The following is a 20,020-nucleotide window of genomic DNA, read 5'->3' as shown; positions in this document are numbered from 1 at the left end:
TTGCAGCACAAATTAGTGTAGTTTTTATCTGTTAAAGATTTGTTATGCTCTTTTTTTGTCTAATATTTACCATTGCAATAACAATGCTTGGTAATGTTACTACTGCTATGATTTTCCGCATTCCAAGGGATCTTTGTATGAGTGGTTCTCAACGAAAACCAACATGCGGAGGCTGCGAAATAAATATACCATTTCCAGACTATTTACCACTTTATCGATATTTATTTGTTAGTAAAACTTGCAGATGTGGAAAATATAAAATACCACCAATTTACACAATAGTTGAGCTTTCAAACATGATGATTGGAATGCTGATATTTATTTTATGGCACTCAAATATAGATTTCATGATAACAAAAGCAATAATTTCATCGTTTACAATAATGAATATAGCAATATATATACAAAATAAAAAAACATATCCAAATGCACTATGGATACTTCTATCTTCGGGGATTTTCAGCCTACTTTACAATAATCATAATTTTGACCCTATTAATCATTGCATTGGCGTATATATATCTACAGCAGCACTGCTATTACTTTCTCGTAAATTAAAAATTGCCCAACTTGATTTTAGATTTTCATTAATATTACTGTCAATTGTAAATGCAAAAATGATAATTTTACTTTTACCAATTTTTCTCTTGTCATTTATTTTTTCATATAAATATAATAAGGGTAGCCATTTTGCAAGCTGTATAAATGGCGTGTGGTTTTTGATAACAACGGTTATTTTATCAAAATATGTTAACGTTTGAAGAAATTATTGATACACTTGAAAAGTATTGGCAAGCGCAAGGCTGCACGATACTTCAATCTTGTGATGTTGAGGCTGGCGCTGCAACCCTTAATCAAATGACCTCCATGCGAGTTTTGGACTCAAAACCTTGGAATATATGCCAAACTCAATTTTGCAGAAGGCCAAAAGATGCAAGATTTGCTCAAAATCCAAATCGCCTCGGTGGATACTATCAATTTCAAGTGATAATGAAGCCAGTTCCGCAAAATATACAAGAGCTTTGCATAGAAAGTCTTGCACAGCTTGGAATAGACAAAAATCTACACGACTTTAGATTTGTCGAAGATAACTGGGAAAATCCATCAATTGGCGCAACTGGAATGGGCTATGAAGTTTGGTGTGATAATATGGAAATTACGCAATTTACATACATGCAACAACTGGGCGGCCTGCCTTGTAAAACTGTTCCGGTAGAGCTTACATATGGGCTTGAAAGAGTTGCAATGTATGTTCAAAATGTTCAGAGTGTTTTTGATATAAAATGGAGTAAAAATGGCTCAAAATATAGCGATATTCACACAAAAGATATAGAATGCGAATATTCAGACTATTATCAAAATTATCAAATGGATAAGGAGTTTTTAACAAAAAATTTCGAAGAATTGCTAATGCACGGTCAAAATTTACTTGAAAATAACTGTATAATTCCGGGCTATGAATATTGTCTTAAGGCAAGCCATATACTAAATATTCTTGATGCAAGAGGATATTTATCGCAAAACGATAGAGCAAATAAATTACTTCAAGTTCGCAAAGCGGTCAAAATTGCATGCGAAAAATGGATGGAAAAATACGGTGATAAATAATAATACTATGATAAATAAAATAAAACAAAAAATATCAATATATTTTTTTGACGCTCTTTTTGGCATTATATCGTCATCTTTGCTGATTGTTTCAGTTTTAATGAACCTTGGTTATATCAAATTTAAACAACATATCGTTCAAATTAGCGGCAGTATATCAATAAGCTTTGCTACAACGCCAAATGGTACAATTTTTGGCATGTTAATAGGAACACTTTACTTCTGCTCATTTATATATTGCCTTGGATATAATAAAGAATTCCACAATAGTGCAAAGTCAAGATTTAACGCACTTTACGCCTTTAGCGCAATATCAGCATTTTGCGTATCAATATCAGAAAACCTATTTACAATGTTTATATTCTATGAAACTTTAACCCTATCAACATATCCCCTTATATGCTTTACAAAAAATAAAGCATCAATTGATGCAGCACGAAAATATCTTCTTTACCTAATAATACCATCACTTTCATTACTGCTTCCGTCGATAATGTTTATATATCACAAATGCGGTAATCTAAACTTTGCAACAGATGGAATACTCACGGGTGCTGGCTTAAAAGCGGCTGAAATAGAGGTTTTATATCTATGCATGCTATATGGAATAGGGAAAATTGCCGCTATACCATTTCATGGATGGCTGCCTACTGCAATGATAGCCTCAACCCCAGTTAGCGGTCTTTTACACGCTGTTGCCGTTGTAAAAACCGGAATATTTATGCTACTTACAATAACCTACAACACATTTGGTGCCAAATTGCTAAAAAATTCACTTGAGCTATTCTTTGGTATAAATTGGGCAGCATGGATAGGTATACTTGGCGCAATTATAGCATCCCTCGTTGCTCAGAAAAAATATGAAATCAAAGCCCGCCTTGCATATTCAACTATTGCGCATCTTTCAATTATGATAGCATTAATCGCAACATTTAATGAAGATATAATGAATATTGTTATGTATTATGCCTTTGCGCATGGAATTGTAAAAATTATCTTATTTTATTCAAATGGAATAATATATAAAGCAACCCATGAATCAAGCTACATAGAGCTTAGCGGCCTTGGTAATCTTGCACCCTTTGGTTTTGGCGCATTCTTAATAGGAATTATCGGTATACTTGGCATACACGGGTCTGCAATGTATCATATTAAACATGAAATAATACATCATTTAATTCATGAAAATACAATTATTATGCTAACAATATTCTTTACTAGTTTATCGGCAGTTGTGTATCTTGGTAAAATACCTTATTTTGCATTTTGCAGACCAACAAAACAAAACTATGAACTTCATGCAGTAGATTACAGAATGAAAATATCAGTATCCCTAATAATAATTCTAAATCTTATGATGTATTTTAAAATCATCCTACCTCTTTAATGCTCGTATATCACAAATGCACCCTGAGCGGTAATTTGCCACTTTTTTACAATATTTACCTTACATCTTTTTCTTAAATTTTTATATTCAGGGCTTGGATTAACAATATATACCCTCTTTCCATGCTTGCAAATATTTTCACCATCAAGTGGTAAATTGAAATAAACAACAATATTTTCATTTTCAAATTTATCTTTACTGAAATATTTATTCAATATTTCTTTATCTGCTATCATAACATCACTTTGCCCAACTCTTCCCTGCCAGATATTCTTTAAAAAATCACTTGATAATTGCTCTTTGGCATAATATATGCCATCGTGCAAAAATACAACATCTTTTTCAATCTTGCCAATAATAATTATCTGCTTTGGCTGAATTACATGCAATAATATTGCGCAAATTATGGGAAATATTCCAATAAATCTTATCTTCGTTCGCATTGTAAATAAAATGATAAACCCTATCGTGTATAAAAATACAGACACCATGGGCATTTCACGAACAATGGAGTAAGACCATTTTACATCCGCTGAAGTATAAGCAATATATAGAAAAATGCTTATCATAAATGACAATATCTTCATTACAATAACATCAAGACCTAAAAATAATCCAGATAATAAAATAGAAATAACGCCAAGTGGAATAATTAAAAACTCAACTAGTGGAACGGCTACTATATTTGATAATAACCCAACATTGGAATATTGATTAAAATGATAAATTGTATATGGAATAGTTGCAATGGTTGCAATTTTAGAAGAAATAAGAATTGCAAAAATATAAAGCCCTAACTTCATTAATCGCCCGCCGTCACCATATCTGTTTTCTATAAACTTTGAAATTGGACGCATTCCGCCAATTAATCCTAAAACTGCCATAAAAGACATTTGCAAAGATGGATCAAAAATCTGCTCAGGCTTGTGTAAAATAATGCAGAAAAATGTTGCACTAATTACCCTTATTGAACATGTTGATTTATCGAGTAATATTGCAATTAAACCAATTGAAAACATTATAAAACTCCGAAATGCAGATATCGGAATTCCGCTTATTTCCAAGTGAATAAAACTCACAATCATTGCAATAATAGCAGATATTTTCTTTATATCAAAATGCAATGTCATATAACTTGATAAACTCATTATCCATCGTGCTATTGAAAAGGTGCTAAGTGCAATAATTGATATATGAATTCCAGAAATTGCTAAAAGATGCGACAGACCGGCTTTTTTAATATCGTTTAATGTCTCTTGACTAAGATGACCTTTATTTCCGGTAAATAACGCCATTGCAACCCCTCTTGCATCTGGATTTTCAATATTTTTTGCAAATCTCTCATCAATAAATATTCTTATATTTTCTATCATCATGTTAAAGCCAGTCTTTTTGGCATTTTTGACGACAACAACATCGCTTTTTGCAATGCCAATGCCGCCAATACTTTTATATCTTGAAACCTCGGAAAAATTATACGCATTTGGATAAACTGGCCTTGGCAATGGAAAAATATCGCAATTAAAATCTATAATATCTCCGCTTTGTAATTTTGTTTTAATGTATTTATTGTCAATCTTAAATTGTATTTTTGGCGGGAAATTTGAACGATTTTCTTTATCTACGCTAATATTTTGTAATACTATTTTTGATGTATCAAGTCCGCTATAAATATTTACTATCTCTCCGGCTACATTAATATTTGAAAGGCTTCTTTTAATTAAATGATGATTAATGCTTAAATATCTATATTTACTTGCCGCAATACCAAGAACAAGAAACAACATTACTAACGCTATTTTCTGAATAATCTTGTGATAAATAATGGCAAATATGAAAGATGTTATTAATGATAGACATAAAATCTCAAAACTCGGTCTTATGTTGTACTTGTAAAATAATATAATACCGCACATTGTGAAAACTGGTAATATTGAAAACAAGTTATCTCGCTCCTGCGACATTATATACAGTGCCTTTTCACGAAAATCTGCTAACCAATTTCTCTTAATCTTCACAAAAGAATTCAACCTTTAACAACAAGTTTTGATCTATAGGCAAGTGCCTCAAATAAATCTTTTTCCTCGATTACATCGTGTTTATTTAAGTCTGCTATTGTTCGTGCAACTTTTAAAATCTTGTTATGAGAACGCATGGATAAGTCCATTTTGTCAATAGCATTTTGCATAATATCACGAGCTTTAATAGACAAAACGCAATATTTGCTTATTTGATCCCCAATTAACTCACTATTTAGTGATATACCCTCATTTTTATATCTCTCACGCGCAGCAGCCCTTGCATACTCAACTCTTTTTGCTATAACCTCACTTTTTTCACCTCTGTCTGAGCCATCGTCGTCAAGAGACGGTGTAAAATTTGAAACCTGAACATGTATATCAATTCTGTCCATTATGGGGCCTGAGATTTTACCTTGATAATCTTGCGCGCAAAGTGGAACTTTTTTACATTCCTTTTCCGCTATTCCAAAATATCCGCATTTACAAGGATTCATCGCTGCAATTAACTGAAATTTTGCTGGATAAGTCACATGTTTGTTGGCGCGCGAAACGTTAATATATCCACTTTCAATTGGCTGACGCAAACTATCTAGTAATTGCCTAGGAAATTCGGCAAGCTCGTCTAAAAATAAAACTCCATTGTGCGCAAGTGAAATTTCACCTGGATTTGCATTTTTCCCACCGCCAATCATAGCAGGCATTGATGTTGAGTGATGCGGGTCTCTAAAAGGTCTTTCCGCACTAAATGTATTATCACGAAGCTCACCCGCGACGGATCGAATTACACTAGTTTGCAAAATTTCTGCAGGTGTCATTTGTGGTAAAATCGACAAAACCCTTTGCGCAAGCATAGATTTTCCAGTTCCAGGAGGGCCATACATTAATATATTATGCCCGCCGATTGCCGCAATTTCAAGAGCTCTTTTTGCACCATATTGCCCACGAACATCGTAGAAATCACCATAAAACTTCCCGCTTGCATTAAAAACGCTTGCGTCAAATTCGGGTCTTTTGCAAAATTGAATACCCTTTAAATGATTAACTAGTTGCTGTAAATTTTCAACCGCTACAATTTCAATTTCACTACTTGACATCGCAGCTTCTTGACCATTATAAACAGAGCAAATAAGCCCATGTTCTATTGTATTTGCGTAAATACTTGTTGGAAGCACGCCAAGTACAGGTAAAATTCTGCCATCTAGTGCAAGCTCGCCAAGTATAATATATTTCGATGCCTCTTCAATGCTAATTATATTCATAGCAGCCAAAATTCCAATCGCAATCGGCAAGTCAAAATGCGCACCTTCTTTAATTACATCAGATGGTGCAAGATTTACAGTAATTCGTTTTGCAGGAAGCGCAAGCCCAAGTGAAGAAATTGCCGCTTTTATTCTATCCCTTGATTCTTTAACAGCCTTATCACCAAGACCTACAATAGTAAGTGATGGAGCTCCATTTGCAATATGCACCTGCGCCTCAACTTCAATTATATCAATACCCTCAAAAGCTACAGTCTTGATATACAAACTTGACATTTTTTACAAAAGTTTTGACGCATAATAATTGTATTATTTTATTTATCAAGCATTTATTTCTAAAATTTGGTTTTTGTATCATTTTTATTTAATGAAAATAAAAAGAAAGAAGCCAATCTTTCTGTTTCGATAATGGTATTTTTTAATTTAATGTTCAATATAAGATACATGTAATAAATATAATAAAAATAAACAGTATTATGATATGTTTTTAGTGTGTAATTACCGTAAAAACCAAAAAATGCTTGCTATTTATTATTATAAAATTATAATAACTTTTGTATTAATTTTTTAAAGTATGCAACAGAAATATTGGAATACAGGTCAAGTAAACGAAGCTCTTAGTGAGGTTGTTAAAGTTCATAGCAATGAAACCAGTCCAAATATTGAAGTTATTAATAATTTAGATTCTTATCGCATCAAAGACATCGCTATTTTTATTGCAAGTAAAATGAAGGATAAAAGCGCTATTGGTAAAACTTTTTTGATACCAATTTTGCACGATGGGCATTGGATGTGGGGTGAGCTTGTCATTGGAAATAATGGATGCAGTTTTACAACACATTCTACAAAAAATAGACCTATTAAATATGATAAAAATGATAAACTCGATATTGTTGATTCCTTTAATTTATTACTTAGAAGAGAGGTATTAATTCAAACAGCCAAGGATGTTGTTTTTTTTGGCAAATCTTCATTATCAAAAAATAGACAAACAGACGATTATAATTGTGGAAGGCTAATTGCTTATGAGATTGCAATGCGTTTTGCAAATATAAAAGATAAAATTCCAAGCAAGGGTGTTTATAGTAAGGAGTTTTGTCGCAAAATTGACGAATTATGCACTAATTCACCAAGAAAAATATCAGAATTTATAAATCTTGCTTTAAGCAATAGCTTGATTGTTGAAAATTCAGTTTATTCAAGTAAAAATTTGATAAAAAAAGATTTTATTGTTAAAAATAACTCGTTATCTCAAGGTGCAAATGCTACAAAAATGCAACTAAAAATGCCAATTGTTACCACAAATGAAGACATGCCAAGCCAAATATTTAATTTTCAAGATATTTACAAGGTAAAGTCTATAAATGAATTACAGTCTTTGCAGAGTTTTAGTCAGTCATTATCATTAAAATTGCCATTATCTAGCTTACGAAAAAGCTTTAGAAAGTACTGATATATTAGCTTTTTATAATAAATAAAAAAAAACTTGCATTTTAATTATGATTGATTATAGTGTGTATAATTAGAGTTTATTTTATGAAAAAAAACTTTCGTAGAAAGAAAAGGGCCTTGTATTTAATTATAGAAATAATAGCCGTTTTGATTATTAGTGTTGGACTTACCGTTGGTACAATTAAGATAGTTGCTATTGCCGTTAGGGTTTATAAAATACATAAACACAGTGTTGATATATCAAATATTAGTGAAGGTTTAATACAGTATAAACAGGTAAATGGTACATATGCAGGTGATACTCCTGCTGCAAAATTAACAGGTGCAGCTGCAGGAAATACCTTTTTGCTTGCTGATATAGCGGCATTACCAGCGACAGCAACTGGTCAAGGGTATGTAGCAGATGAAGTTGCATCTATTGTATTTAGAGAGTTGTACTTGGGTAAATTCATTTCTTTCAATATTAATATTGCAGAAAGTGCAAGTGCTACTGCTAAATTATACGATTTAGTATCCAAAACCTTCTTACCAACATCATCGATAGATGACTCACTAGCATTTTTTGTAACTTCTGCAAATAATTCAAGTATTGGCTCTCTTGCAACTGGTGGGCCAAATCCATCGCCAAAAATATATCTATTTAGATATGGGCAAATGACAACTGCTGCAAAATTAACTTTTGGCGGAAGTGGTAATGTTGGTCAAGCTGGCGCTCTTGCTGCAACTGTTGCAAGTGAACTTGACTTGAAAATAGATGATGGTAAATGTAATTTTGGTAACTTGTTGGCTAATAACCCAGCTACTGGAGCTGCAACCCTATGTTGCGACACTGCGAATTTAACCGGAACTGGATATACATCAAACTCATCTGATAACGGATCAAACGGATGTATTATGGAATTCTTAACTCCTGTTGTATAATCAACGAAGTTGTAGTAAATAACTTGTAAATTTAGGTTTAATCTTCTTTTGTATTCCTTTTGACAGATTCCTCAAGTAACTTTACTTCTTTTATGAATGCGTAAAAAGATGCTATAAATGCAGATATTATCGTTTCTTTTCCTTTAAAGATTTCACCTTTAAAAATGAGAAATTTTATAAGGTTTATGTGAAATATTGTAAAGCATTTTAAGCGTGAGAAACGCTTACCTTTTAAATATTTACTATTTGCAGAAAGGCTTGAATATTTATTAATTTTTGCTATATATTGCTCGATTGACTCTGTGCTGTAATGAATAAAGCATCCGCCTTTATCTATAATTTTTAATTCATCTGATAAAATTAATTTTTCGTGTACTATGATATTTTCATCAAAATGAGCCTTGCCTTGTGGAAAAAGCTTAATTCTACCGCATGATGGTGTTGATAATATCCTTCCAAGAAAATATTCTTTCATATAGAGCCGTAAACACTCAAGTTTATTGTTATTTACAATATTGGCGATCATTGATAGTGCTTTGTCTGTCAGGATTTCATCTTGGTCAAGAACTAATATCCATTTTTGAGTGCAAAAGCTAATGGCAAGATTTTTCTGCTTTGGAAATGACTCAAATTTATTGTAATATATCTTGCAATTATCGTATTTTTCTGCTATCTCTATAGTTTTATCGCTACTTCCTGAGTCAAGAACTACAACTTCGATGAAATTTGTTAATTTTTCTAAACATTTATCAATTATATTTTCGCCATTATATGTAATAATCGCTACGCTAACAGGAAGTTTCATAAAAATAACAAATCTAGTTCATCTAAAGAAATAAAAAAATAAATTACAATATGTATTTGACTAATTATTAAATAATAACGCCAGATAGACTATTTTTATTTACGGCGGTGATTTTGACATTATGGATTTTGTGTATGTAGTCTGTCTTATCGCCGTTTATATCGCAAAGCACTATTTGTAAATACTCGGATCTGCCTGCAATTTGGCCCTCATATCGTGTCGGCTTGTCTTCAAATAAAACAGGAATTGTCATGCCAAGCATTGTGTTGTTAAACGTGTGCTGCTGGTTTTCAAGCAAGTCTTGCAAGATTTTGAGCCTCTCGGATTTTACCTCTTCATCAACTTGATTTTCCCAGTCGGCAGCTGGAGTTCCAGGGCGTTTAGAGTATTTAAATGAAAATGACTGAGCGCAAAAACCAATTTCGCGGACCATGTCAAGCGTGTCATTAAAGTCTTCATCGGTTTCACCTGGAAAACCAACGATAAAATCAGAGGAAAATATAATATCTGGGCGAGTTTTTTTAATGTTTTTCATTAAATCTATGTAAAACTGGCGGCTATGTTTTCTATTCATGGCTTTTAGTATTTTATCAGACCCTGATTGAACAGGTAAATTAAGCAGTGGCATTAGCTTTTTTTCATATCCATGCATAGCAATTAAGTCATCTGTCATATCGCACGGGTGCGATGTTGTGTATCTTATACGCTCAAGACCCTTAATTTCTGCGATTTTGGCGATTAAATCAGAAAGTCTCCATGTCTTGCCTTTTTCACATATTCCATGATAGCTATTGACATTTTGACCAAGAAGAACTATTTCTTTGGTGCCGTTTTCAACATTTCTTGCAACATCTTTTATAACATCGTCCACTTTTCTTGAAAATTCGGCGCCACGAGTGTATGGAACAACGCAAAATGCACAGAATTTATCGCAACCTTCTTGAATTGTAACGAAAGCTGATGATTTTGTTTTAGTAAGGCTTTCCTCAGGTAATTTATCAAATTTATCATCTGGCGAAAAGTCAATATTTATAAGCTTTTTCTCGCCATTTTGAGCTTTTTTTATCAATTCCGGTAGGCTCTGATATGACTCTGGCCCAACTACAATATCAACATATTTTGCACGCATAAAAACGCTTTCACCTTCCGCCTGCGCCACGCATCCAGCCATTACAATTATCATATCACGACCCTCTTTTTGCAGGCGATTTTTCTCAAATTTAATACGCCCAAGCTCGGAATATATTTTTTCCGCCGCCTTTTCACGAATATGACATGTATTTAAAATTACAATTTCCGCATCTTTGTAATCATCAAAAACTTCATATCCCATAGCCTTTATCATGTCATGCATACGCTCGGAATCGTAAACATTCATCTGACATCCGTATGTTTTTATGCAGGCTTTTTTCATAAAATAAATTTTACAGCAAAAGTGTGAAAAGTTACTATATAGCTTTATATTTGTATTTTAAAGTCAATATTTTTTTTATAAATCTTATTTCTCTGTAGTAATTTTTGAGAAAAACTCAACCACGTCGTTTTTCATCTCGTTTGTGAAGTCGTGCCTTACATTTTTATATCGTTTATATGTAAAATTTATATTTTTTTCTTTCATAATTTTAAGCACATTTTCTAGAATTTTCGCATCATATAGTTTCTTTTCATCGTATTTTTTACCTGCAAAAATCTCATATATCAAGTCTATATCTTCATTTTTCCAAACGCCGTAGTGTTTATTAAATGTTGTATTTGTATCGTCATTTCCATCAAACCAGAAAAATTTGACATCTTTTAGCGCGTCAAGGCTGAATTCATGCTTGCCGATGGCATCAATATCCGCTATTCCAACTGGATAATTTAGCTTTTTATTTTTATATTCCGAAATTGGAGGGGTTATGTAGTCAACAATTCCGCCAACTGCAACGGCTTTTACAAGATGCGGATGTAAAAGCGCGAATCTATTTGCAAAATCCGCCTGAGACGAAAAGCCGTAAAATAGCACTTTTTCATGCACTTTATAGCCTTGTTTTTCCAGATTTTTTCTTGCATCTTCGATAATTTTTATCAACTGCAAGTCAACTCTGTTCCATCTTTTTCGTTTATGATTCATGGATTTATCATTTAAAAGATTTGAATAAACGCCACTATTATTTTGCGTTGGAAATGCCGGAACAAGGGTTGCAATTTCGAGTTTTTCCCGAAGTAGCCTGCTAATATTTGATTTCATCCACCTAGTTCTTGCAAAGCCACGGAAGGTTTCTTGATAGTCAGATTCGTCGTCTGGAATTACAGTTCCGGGTGTATTATTTGGCATAATTGCGATGTAAATTGGCTTATCTTTTTTAGCGTTTTGGGAAATTTGATAGTAATAATCGGAAAAAAAGCCTTTTTTATCAGCTTTCATGTGGCAATATTCTTTGACGCAATCTAGCTGTTTTTTTTGGTAAATAGAGCAACAAGTTAGCAAGAAAAGCGCAACAAGGTACGATATTTTCATATTTAAAAATGAATTGCAAAGTAATGTAATGTTATTTTAGCATAAAAGTCAAGGTTTTTTTATTCTTATAATTTCCGCACCTTTGTAATCATCAAAAACTTCATATCCTATCGCATTCATCATGTCATGCATACGCTCGGAATCGTAAACATTCATCTGACATCCGTATGTTTTAATGCAGGCTTTTTCACAAAGTTAAGGTGTATATTTTTTACCAGAATAAATGAATATGGTTAGATTTGATCGATAATTTTCTTTACATCGCAGGTATTTTTGGGGAAAAATTCAGAACCGAAGTTGCCTGCTAATGTTGACGCTACATCTTCACTAAAATTGTATTTTTGCGCAAAAACCTTAATGTTTTTCAGCCTTCTGCGAATTCCAAGCGGGTCACGAGATGAAGTTGGAACCTCGCCCGCACAAAGCAAGCTGAGGCAGTATTCAATCCACTCTGCAAGTAAAAATTGCGCAGATAATCTGTCGATTTCACCGATTGCATCTGGGTTTTTGTATTGATTTTCCGCAATTTCTTTTAGTATTTTAAAGTTATCGATTTTACTAAAATAGCAAAGCGCCATATAGCCCTGAAGCTCCGGAAATTCACCAACCATTTGCGTGCAAAGATCGAGTTTTGAGTGCAAAATTATGCTTTCTGCATCGATGTTTTTGTGATTTTCATCAAGTTTTTCAAAAACCCATTTAATGCGTTTAAGACGCTCAAAAAGCGATCCAACTTTTGGATGAAAAATAACAGATTTCAAGCCATTTTCAAGCTCTTTTTTATCAGTTTTTAAATCCTTATTATAGAAAAACAACGCATCTTCAAGGCGAGCGTTTAAAACTTTAGAATTACCCATTATAATTGAGTTTTCTTGCGCGTTGGAGGTAATTTTCTTATCCACAACTATCACAAAATCCCTTTGCAGATCGCCGTTTTTGACAATTGGTATATATCTTTGGTGGCTTATCATTACAGTCGTTATAACTTTATGAGGAAGTATCATGAATTTTTCATCGATTTTTGCAGATAGAATATGGGGAATTTCACAAAGCCCAGCAATTTCACTTACAACATTTTGACTGTCAACATTTTTCACAATTTCATTTGATAAAATCACATTTTTTCTTGCAAAATCCTGCTGTGGAAGGTGTTTATCTAAAATAATGCCTTGGCTTTTAATAAATTCAAAATAATCACTTGCGGAGTTTACCTCTTTTTTTTCTATTTTTGATGCAAATTTATGACCAGTAATCTCATTTGTTGAGGGTATTTTATCAATATCTATCGCAATTTTTTTGCCATCAAAAAGACAGCAAATATTTCTAATCGGACGAATCCACTCAAAAGTGCCGCACCAACGCATTGTCTGTGGCCAAATTTTACTTGCGTCTTGCAGAAATTTCTTTATAATATTTGGAATTTCGCTTTGCATTTGAATATTTTTCTCAAGGCTTTTAAAGTAAAAATAATCGCCATTTTGCGTTAAATTTTCAGGCTTTATGCTATATTTTGACAAAAAACCATCAATTGCAGCCTTTGGTGCTGATATTTTTGGTCCACGAATTTCCTCACTTTTTAAAATTATATCTTGTGGCAAGTTGCATTTTATCACAAATCTAAGTGGACTTGCGTAAATTTCAATTTCATTGCTAGAGATTAAAATGCCAATTTCAGCTAATTTTGCAATAAAAATATCCGCCATTTTTTGCTCAATATTGCAAGAATTTTGCAGTCTGGGAGGCACCTCTTCGCTATATATTTCAAGGAAAAATTCTTTCATTTGTATAAACTTTTTTACATTATAAACCCTTTTTTTTATTTTTCAATTGACTTTTTAAATTTATTTTTTATATACAAAAGAGGTTTTGTTTTTATTCATAAAATGTCCGATAGTTTTTCGCTTGTTCAAGGTATTATTGAGGCTGATATAGTCGTAAAAATTGTACTTTTAATACTTATAGTTCTTTCAATTGGAACATGGAGCATGTTTTTTCAAAAAATCTCAGCCTTTCGCTTAATAGAAATGCAAAACAAAAAATTTGAGAAGAAATTCTGGTCTGGAATAATGCTTGAAGATTTTTATAAAACGGTAAAAGCTGGGCAATTTAAGAGTATGTATGGGAATATTTTTACCTCAGTAATGGAAGAATGGGCTTTAAGCGATGTAACAAAAGCCGTTATGGCGGTTGAATTTGTAAAGGTTGGAATTAGGGAAAGAGTACTTGCTGCTGCGCAGTCTGCAATGCTTGCAAATAATGATAGATTAACAAAGGGAATAGGAAAAATTGCAGCAATTGCATCAATTTCGCCATTTATCGGACTTTTTGGCACTGTATGGGGAGTTATGAATAGTTTTGGCTCACTTTCCAATCTTACATCTGTTACAATTACCGCCGTGGCTCCAGGCATTGCTGAAGCACTTTTTTCAACTGCTGTAGGGCTTTTTGTTGCACTTCCAGCTGTTGCGTTTCATGCAAAATTATCTGGTAGGGCAGAGGAAATATCAAATAGCATCGATAAATTTGGCACAGATTTAACAAATGTCTTATCAAGAGAGCTGGATAATTTTTCTGTGAAGAATTACAATCAGGCAAATGGAATAAATAGCTAATTTATCAAATGGGCGCGTCAATAAAAAGTAAAAAAAACAAATTCAATAGCGGTATTGCACCGGATATTAATATTACACCTTTTGTCGATATTTTACTTGTTTTATTAATAGTTTTTATGGTTGCAACACCTGCAATTGTATCTGGGCTTACGATAAATCTTCCCAAGGCAAAGCAAACAAGTGAGATAAAGCTTGAAAATAAAAACATTACCGTAACAATTGATGCAAAGAAAATACTTTATATAAATGATAAATTTGTATCACAAGACGATTTTGTAAATACAATTAAATCTCAAAGCAATCCAAATCCGGAGAGTAATGTAATATTTTTACGAGGTGATAAAAATTTGGCATATAGCGATATAATGGGCCTTGTCAATCTTCTTGCAACAAATGATTATACAAATATTGTTCTTGTAACCGAGGATGTTTAGGATATTTAGAAAATTAAAAAGGCGTAGCATTGTTTTTACAGCTGATGATTTTTTTGCCAATAAATCTCTAAAAGAAGGCAAAAGAGATTTAAAATATTATATCAATAAATTTAAAAATAATCTTAAATTAACAAATCTTTTTGGCATTGAAGATGAAGATATTAAGCCAAAAAGGGGTATAGAAATTGCATTGATTTTACATTTAATAATTTTTATTGTAATAATATTTCCATGGTATATTTTTGCAAAACCGAAAAAAATGGAAAAACGCGTAGCTGTAACCGTTATGCGCAAAGCTGGTGGGAATAATACAGGGGAAAATGCTCCAGTAGTAGCTGAAAATCCGAATAATAATGAGCAAAATAAACAAGACAACAGCTTAACAAAAAATAACAAAGAGGAAAAAGTTGTTAAAAAAGATGTTAAAGAAAAGCCAGTTGCAAAGGAAAAAGATGGCAATAATGTTAGTAAAATTATTGATAACTTGAAATCTTTTGCAAATGGTAAATCAAATGATGTTATAAATAATAATCAAGTAGAGAAGGCGAGTCAGAAAAATAAAAATGACGACAAAAGTAGCAAAAAAGATGTACCGGAAAAATCAGAAAAGCAAAAAAAGGATGCTGTTAAAAATGATAGTGGCTCAAACGCAAAAGCTTCAGATGGCAGTGATGGCGGGGTTGGAAAAGATTCAAGATTTACAGATGTTGCAGATATTGATGGAATATCTACGGAAAAAGAGGTTTCTGGCATAGCAAATGATAAAAATACCATTGCGGCGCAGCTTCATGCGTGTTGGACTCAGACTCAATTAAAATCTAAAATGCCAAAAGATATATTTGTATCGGTATTGATAAATTTTTCACCAAATGGACAAATATCGTCATATAATATAAGGGAAAAACAGTATTTAAATGCATCGCAAAATATAGCCTATAATGTTGCTAAGGATAACGTTAAAATAGCGCTTGAAAATTGTAAAAATATAAAAGGTTTAAGAAGTGAAAATTATCAGCAGTGGAGGCAGATTTCTGTAAATTTTAAATATTCAGAAATTGAAATATAGTAATGGTATTTATAGGCTTTGTTATCGTATTATGCAATATAAATCGGCAATATTTAGAGACAGAAAAATGGCTGGAGCTCGCAGTCTTTGGCATGCAACTGGAAAATTTGATAAAAATGCACCACTTATTGCAGTTGTGAATTCATTTTCTGAGTTTGTTCCGGGGCACACGCATCTTGCACCAATTGGCCGCCTTGTGTGTGATGAGCTTCAAAAACATGGCATGAATGCTAAAGAATTTAACACAATCGCTCTTGACGACGGAATTGCCATGGGACACGATGGCATGCTTTACTCCCTACCGTCACGAGACATAATTGCAGATTCTATCGAGTATATTATAAACGGACACAAGGTTGATGGCATGATTTGCATCTCAAATTGCGACAAAATAACGCCGGGAATGCTAATGGCAGCTATGCGTCTTAATATCCCTGCGATTTTCGTCTCAGGTGGCCCGATGGAAGCTGGAAAAATAGCCTCTGAAGGTGGAAAATCTGTAGATTTGGTCGATGCAATGATTATCGCAGGTGATAGCAGCGCAAGTGATGAAAAAATAGCGGAATACGAAAATTCTGCCTGCCCAACCTGTGGCTCATGTTCCGGCATGTTTACTGCAAATTCAATGAATTGTTTAGTCGAAGCTCTGGGTCTTGGGCTTGCGGCAAATGGCTCTTTACTTGCAACTCACGCCCTTCGCAAAGAATTATTCATAAAAGCCGCGAAAATGATAGCAGAAAATGTAAAAAAATGCTATGAAATGGGCGATTTATCCGTCTTACCTCGCGAAATTGCAACTAAAGCTGCTTTTGAAAACGCCATGCGTCTTGACATAGCAATGGGTGGCTCTACGAATACGATTTTACACATTTTGGCCATAGCTCATGAGGCGGCGGTCGACTTTACTTTATCCGATATTGACAGGCTTTCAAAAGACACCCCAACCCTATGCAAAGTTGCGCCATCATCGCATTTTCACATGGAAGATGTTCATAAAGCAGGCGGAATTATGGCGATTTTAAACCAATTAATGAAGGCAAATTTATTGCATAAAGACTGCAAAACTGTATATGGCAAGCCAATTTGTGATGTAATTGCCGAGCACGACGCGGAAAATGACGACAATAAAGTTGCAAAATTTCTGTACTCCGCAGCCCCCGGCGGCGTTAAATCCGTCACAGCTTTTTCGCAAGAAAGATATCACCAATTCCTAGATTTAGACAGGCAAAATGGGTGCATAAGGTCTGCCGATTTTGCATATTCAAAAGACGGCGGACTTGCGGTTTTGCGTGGAAATATTGCGCAAAGCGGATGCGTTGTAAAAACTGCTGGCGTGGATGAAAAAATCCTTAAATTCAAAGGTACAGCCGTGGTTTTTGAGAGTCAAGATGACGCAGTAAGTGGAATTTTGAGCGGAAAAGTAAAAGCTGGTAATGTTGTCATCATTCGTTTCGAAGGTCCAAGCGGAGGGCCTGGAATGCAAGAAATGCTTTATCCAACAACATATTTAAAGTCTATCGGGCTTGGAAAAGAGTGTGCTTTGATAACAGACGGTCGCTTTTCGGGTGGAACTTCCGGGCTTTCAATCGGCCACATTTCGCCAGAAGCCGCAGAGGGCGGAAATATTGCGATAATTTGCGATGGCGACGAAATTGAGATAGACATTCCAAATAGAGCGATAAATTTACAAGTCTCGGGCGACGAAATTGCAAGGCGAAGAGCCGAAAAACTTGCGAAATTTGGGCAAAAACTATGGCAACCAGACGCACGAGTTCGCAAAATTTCCAAAGCACTCAAGCTCTATTCGCAAACCGTCTCAAACGCATCTCTTGGCGCCGTTCGTATTGTTGATTAAGTGCGATGAGTGCTGGATATTTTGCACACTAAAGCCTGCATCACATCACAACTCAAAACGCATCAAACATTAAAAACTACCTATCAGAACTGGAGATTTTCTATATTACTCTATAGAATTAGCGAAGGGATGTTTTTTTATATCAAGTGATTATTGTTGTTGTGGTCAAATAAACTAAAGGCTAAGTTTTGTCTCCAAGATGTTTAATTTTTATTTGAAGCATTTTAGCAATAAGAATTTGCATTAAACTTTATTTCTTACTGCGTGAGCCAAGACCTCCATGCCAACGGGAGCGGCAGATACTGCGCCCCAAATACCCTTTTCAATAATAATTCCGACGGCATATTTTGGGTTGTCATATGGAGCATATCCGCAAAATAAGCCATTTGATGCAAATTTATTCCCATGCATGGCGTCTGCATCAATCCTCATTGAAACAACCTGAGCTGTACCGGTTTTTGCGCAAATTTGTACATCTTGATATTTTTCACCATATTTTCTAAGAGAGCCGTTTTCATTGACACATTCATACATACCATTTCTTGCAATTTGCAGAAAATGATCGTCAATATTAATATTTTGAAATCTTTCTGTACCTGTAAGGGATTCATTATGAGGATAGGTTTCAATACTATTAACTTTATCAAACTTTTTCCATATAGATGGTGTAACTTTTTTTCCAGAGGCTATTCTTGCGGCGTAAATTGCGAGTTGCAGGACGCTTACTTGATTATAACCCTGCCCAACTGTTGAGTTAATCGTATCACCTGGAAACCAAGCTTCTTTTAGCTTTTCTCTTTTCCACTTTCTATTTGGAATACAGCCTTTATAGCTATTTCCTATACCAAGATTATATGCTTGGTCAAAGCCAAGTTGATTTGCGTCATAGTATAATTCATCAATATCAATTTTTGTTCCTATTGTGTAAAAGTATATATTGCAAGACTGGGCTATTGCGGTATTTAAGTCAACATGTCCATGGCCGCCTTTTTTCCAGCAGTGATATTCGCGCTTACCAAAATATGCAGATCCTGTGCACATAATTTTTTGATTTGGATTCCATCCACTACGAACGGCTGTAATAGCGCTACATGGTTTAAATGTCGATCCTGGTGCGTAAAGTCCCGCAAGACATCTATTAAAGAATGGTTTTTCTGGGTCTTTCATTATTTTATCAACCTCTTCAAAGGTATCATTTAAAAGGAATATGTTGGGATCAAAAGATGGAGAAGAGTAAAGTGCCAATATTCCACCTGTATGTATATCTATCACGACAACGCCGCCTGCTTTATCGCCTATTTCTTGTGCTATTTTTTGTTGCAAGCCGACTTCAACTGATAGGTGTATATTATTTCCATCGATTGGGTTTTTAATATTATCAACTGACATTACTTTTCCAAATCTATTTACATTTGCGCCATCTAGGCCATATTCTCCTGATAGCCATTGATTTTCAGCAAGTTCTACACCGAAGGATCCTATTGAGTAACTAACGGAGGTATATAGTTTTTTCAAAATATGGCTGGTTGTAGATTCTATCATGTTTTTACTTGCAGATTTTACATATCCGATTAAATGACCAAAAATATAGCCAAATTTATAAACCCTGATGTAAATATCTCGCATTTGAATATTTGATAAACTTGGTAGATAAAATGCTACATCTTGAAACTCTTTACTATCTAGGTTTTTATATACGAGAATTTCAGAATATGGGTTATTTCTTGCAAATCTTATGACTTTTTTCAAGGAAGATTCAATTTTTTTCTCATTATCTTTATATATTATTTTATATACATTTCTAACAATATTTACACCTTCTTCACTGTTAATATTTCCTGTAAATATAATGGCTTTTGAGACTTTAACGCTTGCAAGTAAAACACCATTTTTATCGACAATTGTTCCACGCCTTGGTGATTTAAAAAGTATTTTAATGCCATTTAATCGTGCAATTGTTTTATATTTCTTTGCGGAAAAGATTTGCAAAAACACAAGTCTTCCAAGGATTATAAATATTAATAAACCTTTAAATAGGTATAATACAAATATACGCCTATTAAATACATTTCTTTTTGTTATATCAAAGCTCATTTTTTA

17 protein-coding genes are annotated in these 20,020 nt (G+C 33.7%); 9 read left to right on the top strand and 8 right to left on the bottom strand.

Annotation, left to right across the window (positions count from 1 at the left end; all coding sequences use genetic code 11):
• Window positions 1-44: 44 nt before the first annotated feature.
• Genes deia_RS03555 through deia_RS03545 form a run of 3 tightly spaced genes read left to right on the top strand, consistent with a single transcriptional unit; the run spans window position 45 to window position 2,995 of the window.
• A complete protein-coding gene (locus tag deia_RS03555; RefSeq protein ID WP_146820789.1) occupies window positions 45-761 on the top strand; it encodes a prepilin peptidase in 717 nt (238 codons plus the stop codon).
• A complete protein-coding gene (locus deia_RS03550) occupies window positions 748-1,608 on the top strand; it encodes a glycine--tRNA ligase subunit alpha (RefSeq protein WP_146820788.1) in 861 nt (286 codons plus the stop codon). The genes deia_RS03555 and deia_RS03550 overlap by 14 nt, the downstream gene beginning before the upstream one ends.
• A gap of 7 nt (window positions 1,609-1,615) precedes the next feature.
• Complete coding sequence (locus deia_RS03545; RefSeq protein WP_161982844.1) at window positions 1,616-2,995, top strand: proton-conducting transporter transmembrane domain-containing protein; 1,380 nt, start codon at window positions 1,616-1,618, stop codon at window positions 2,993-2,995.
• Here the strand turns inward: deia_RS03545 and deia_RS03540 are convergent.
• The gene (locus deia_RS03540) at window positions 2,992-5,013 is read right to left on the bottom strand and encodes a ComEC/Rec2 family competence protein (protein WP_146820786.1); all 2,022 of its coding nucleotides are present in this window, start codon (window positions 5,011-5,013) and stop codon (window positions 2,992-2,994) included. The two genes, deia_RS03545 and deia_RS03540, sit on opposite strands and share 4 nt — an antisense overlap.
• A gap of 8 nt (window positions 5,014-5,021) precedes the next feature.
• Entirely contained in the window at window positions 5,022-6,551 is a 1,530-nt protein-coding gene (locus tag deia_RS03535; protein ID WP_146820785.1) for a YifB family Mg chelatase-like AAA ATPase, read from the bottom strand.
• A gap of 298 nt (window positions 6,552-6,849) precedes the next feature.
• Here deia_RS03535 and deia_RS03530 point away from each other — a divergent pair, with 298 nt between their 5' ends.
• A complete protein-coding gene (locus tag deia_RS03530) occupies window positions 6,850-7,728 on the top strand; it encodes a hypothetical protein (RefSeq protein WP_146820784.1) in 879 nt (292 codons plus the stop codon).
• Between the two features lie 83 nt (window positions 7,729-7,811).
• Window positions 7,812-8,648: a hypothetical protein gene (locus deia_RS03525; protein WP_146820783.1), complete on the top strand. Its 837-nt coding sequence runs from the start codon at window positions 7,812-7,814 to the stop codon at window positions 8,646-8,648.
• 37 nt (window positions 8,649-8,685) lie between these two features.
• Here the strand turns inward: deia_RS03525 and deia_RS03520 are convergent, their stop codons facing one another.
• From deia_RS03520 to glyS, 5 genes are all read right to left on the bottom strand, one after another.
• Window positions 8,686-9,453 (bottom strand): glycosyltransferase family 2 protein, encoded by a 768-nt coding sequence (locus tag deia_RS03520; RefSeq protein WP_146820782.1) that lies wholly within the window; start codon window positions 9,451-9,453, stop codon window positions 8,686-8,688.
• Window positions 9,454-9,520: 67 nt separating this feature from the next.
• Complete coding sequence (miaB, locus tag deia_RS03515; RefSeq protein ID WP_146820781.1) at window positions 9,521-10,867, bottom strand: tRNA (N6-isopentenyl adenosine(37)-C2)-methylthiotransferase MiaB; 1,347 nt, start codon at window positions 10,865-10,867, stop codon at window positions 9,521-9,523.
• 84 nt (window positions 10,868-10,951) lie between these two features.
• Entirely contained in the window at window positions 10,952-11,953 is a 1,002-nt protein-coding gene (locus tag deia_RS03510) for a hypothetical protein (RefSeq protein WP_146820780.1), read from the bottom strand.
• 48 nt (window positions 11,954-12,001) lie between these two features.
• The gene (locus deia_RS03505) at window positions 12,002-12,130 is read right to left on the bottom strand and encodes a hypothetical protein (RefSeq protein ID WP_281284148.1); all 129 of its coding nucleotides are present in this window, start codon (window positions 12,128-12,130) and stop codon (window positions 12,002-12,004) included.
• Window positions 12,131-12,186: 56 nt separating this feature from the next.
• The gene (glyS, locus tag deia_RS03500) at window positions 12,187-13,734 is read right to left on the bottom strand and encodes a glycine--tRNA ligase subunit beta (protein WP_146820778.1); all 1,548 of its coding nucleotides are present in this window, start codon (window positions 13,732-13,734) and stop codon (window positions 12,187-12,189) included.
• Window positions 13,735-13,836: 102 nt separating this feature from the next.
• Here glyS and deia_RS03495 point away from each other — a divergent pair, with 102 nt between their 5' ends.
• The 4 genes from deia_RS03495 to ilvD are packed head-to-tail and all read left to right on the top strand — an operon-like array spanning window position 13,837 to window position 17,920.
• Window positions 13,837-14,565 carry a MotA/TolQ/ExbB proton channel family protein gene (locus deia_RS03495; RefSeq protein WP_146820777.1) on the top strand — a complete coding sequence of 243 codons (729 nt, stop codon included), beginning with the start codon at window positions 13,837-13,839 and terminating at the stop codon, window positions 14,563-14,565.
• 8 nt (window positions 14,566-14,573) lie between these two features.
• A complete protein-coding gene (locus tag deia_RS03490) occupies window positions 14,574-14,999 on the top strand; it encodes an ExbD/TolR family protein (protein ID WP_146820776.1) in 426 nt (141 codons plus the stop codon).
• Window positions 14,992-16,065 carry a hypothetical protein gene (locus tag deia_RS03485; RefSeq protein WP_146820775.1) on the top strand — a complete coding sequence of 358 codons (1,074 nt, stop codon included), beginning with the start codon at window positions 14,992-14,994 and terminating at the stop codon, window positions 16,063-16,065. The genes deia_RS03490 and deia_RS03485 overlap by 8 nt, the downstream gene beginning before the upstream one ends.
• Before the next feature lie 31 nt (window positions 16,066-16,096).
• Complete coding sequence (gene ilvD / locus deia_RS03480) at window positions 16,097-17,920, top strand: dihydroxy-acid dehydratase (RefSeq protein WP_146820774.1); 1,824 nt, start codon at window positions 16,097-16,099, stop codon at window positions 17,918-17,920.
• Window positions 17,921-18,163: 243 nt separating this feature from the next.
• Here the strand turns inward: ilvD and mrdA are convergent, their stop codons facing one another.
• A complete protein-coding gene (gene mrdA / locus deia_RS03475; protein WP_146820773.1) occupies window positions 18,164-20,014 on the bottom strand; it encodes a penicillin-binding protein 2 in 1,851 nt (616 codons plus the stop codon).
• Between the last annotated feature and the right edge of the window lie 6 nt (window positions 20,015-20,020).

It is taken from the genome of Candidatus Deianiraea vastatrix (genome assembly GCF_007993655.1).
Lineage (GTDB): Bacteria > Pseudomonadota > Alphaproteobacteria > Rickettsiales > Deianiraeaceae > Deianiraea > Deianiraea vastatrix.
The sequence above is the reverse complement of the archived record's forward strand: the minus strand, read 5'-3'. Positions and strand labels throughout refer to the sequence as shown.

Coding starts and splice junctions, on each gene's coding strand:
- deia_RS03555 (WP_146820789.1), top strand. CDS start 45: ATGCTCTTTTTTTGTCTAATATTTACCATTGCAATAACAATGCTTGGT.
- deia_RS03550 (WP_146820788.1), top strand. CDS start 748: ATGTTAACGTTTGAAGAAATTATTGATACACTTGAAAAGTATTGGCAA.
- deia_RS03545 (WP_161982844.1), top strand. CDS start 1,616: ATGATAAATAAAATAAAACAAAAAATATCAATATATTTTTTTGACGCT.
- deia_RS03535 (WP_146820785.1), bottom strand. CDS start 6,551: ATGTCAAGTTTGTATATCAAGACTGTAGCTTTTGAGGGTATTGATATA.
- deia_RS03530 (WP_146820784.1), top strand. CDS start 6,850: ATGCAACAGAAATATTGGAATACAGGTCAAGTAAACGAAGCTCTTAGT.
- deia_RS03525 (WP_146820783.1), top strand. CDS start 7,812: ATGAAAAAAAACTTTCGTAGAAAGAAAAGGGCCTTGTATTTAATTATA.
- deia_RS03520 (WP_146820782.1), bottom strand. CDS start 9,453: ATGAAACTTCCTGTTAGCGTAGCGATTATTACATATAATGGCGAAAAT.
- miaB (WP_146820781.1), bottom strand. CDS start 10,867: ATGAAAAAAGCCTGCATAAAAACATACGGATGTCAGATGAATGTTTAC.
- deia_RS03510 (WP_146820780.1), bottom strand. CDS start 11,953: ATGAAAATATCGTACCTTGTTGCGCTTTTCTTGCTAACTTGTTGCTCT.
- glyS (WP_146820778.1), bottom strand. CDS start 13,734: ATGAAAGAATTTTTCCTTGAAATATATAGCGAAGAGGTGCCTCCCAGA.
- deia_RS03495 (WP_146820777.1), top strand. CDS start 13,837: ATGTCCGATAGTTTTTCGCTTGTTCAAGGTATTATTGAGGCTGATATA.
- deia_RS03490 (WP_146820776.1), top strand. CDS start 14,574: ATGGGCGCGTCAATAAAAAGTAAAAAAAACAAATTCAATAGCGGTATT.
- deia_RS03485 (WP_146820775.1), top strand. CDS start 14,992: ATGTTTAGGATATTTAGAAAATTAAAAAGGCGTAGCATTGTTTTTACA.
- ilvD (WP_146820774.1), top strand. CDS start 16,097: ATGCAATATAAATCGGCAATATTTAGAGACAGAAAAATGGCTGGAGCT.
- mrdA (WP_146820773.1), bottom strand. CDS start 20,014: ATGAGCTTTGATATAACAAAAAGAAATGTATTTAATAGGCGTATATTT.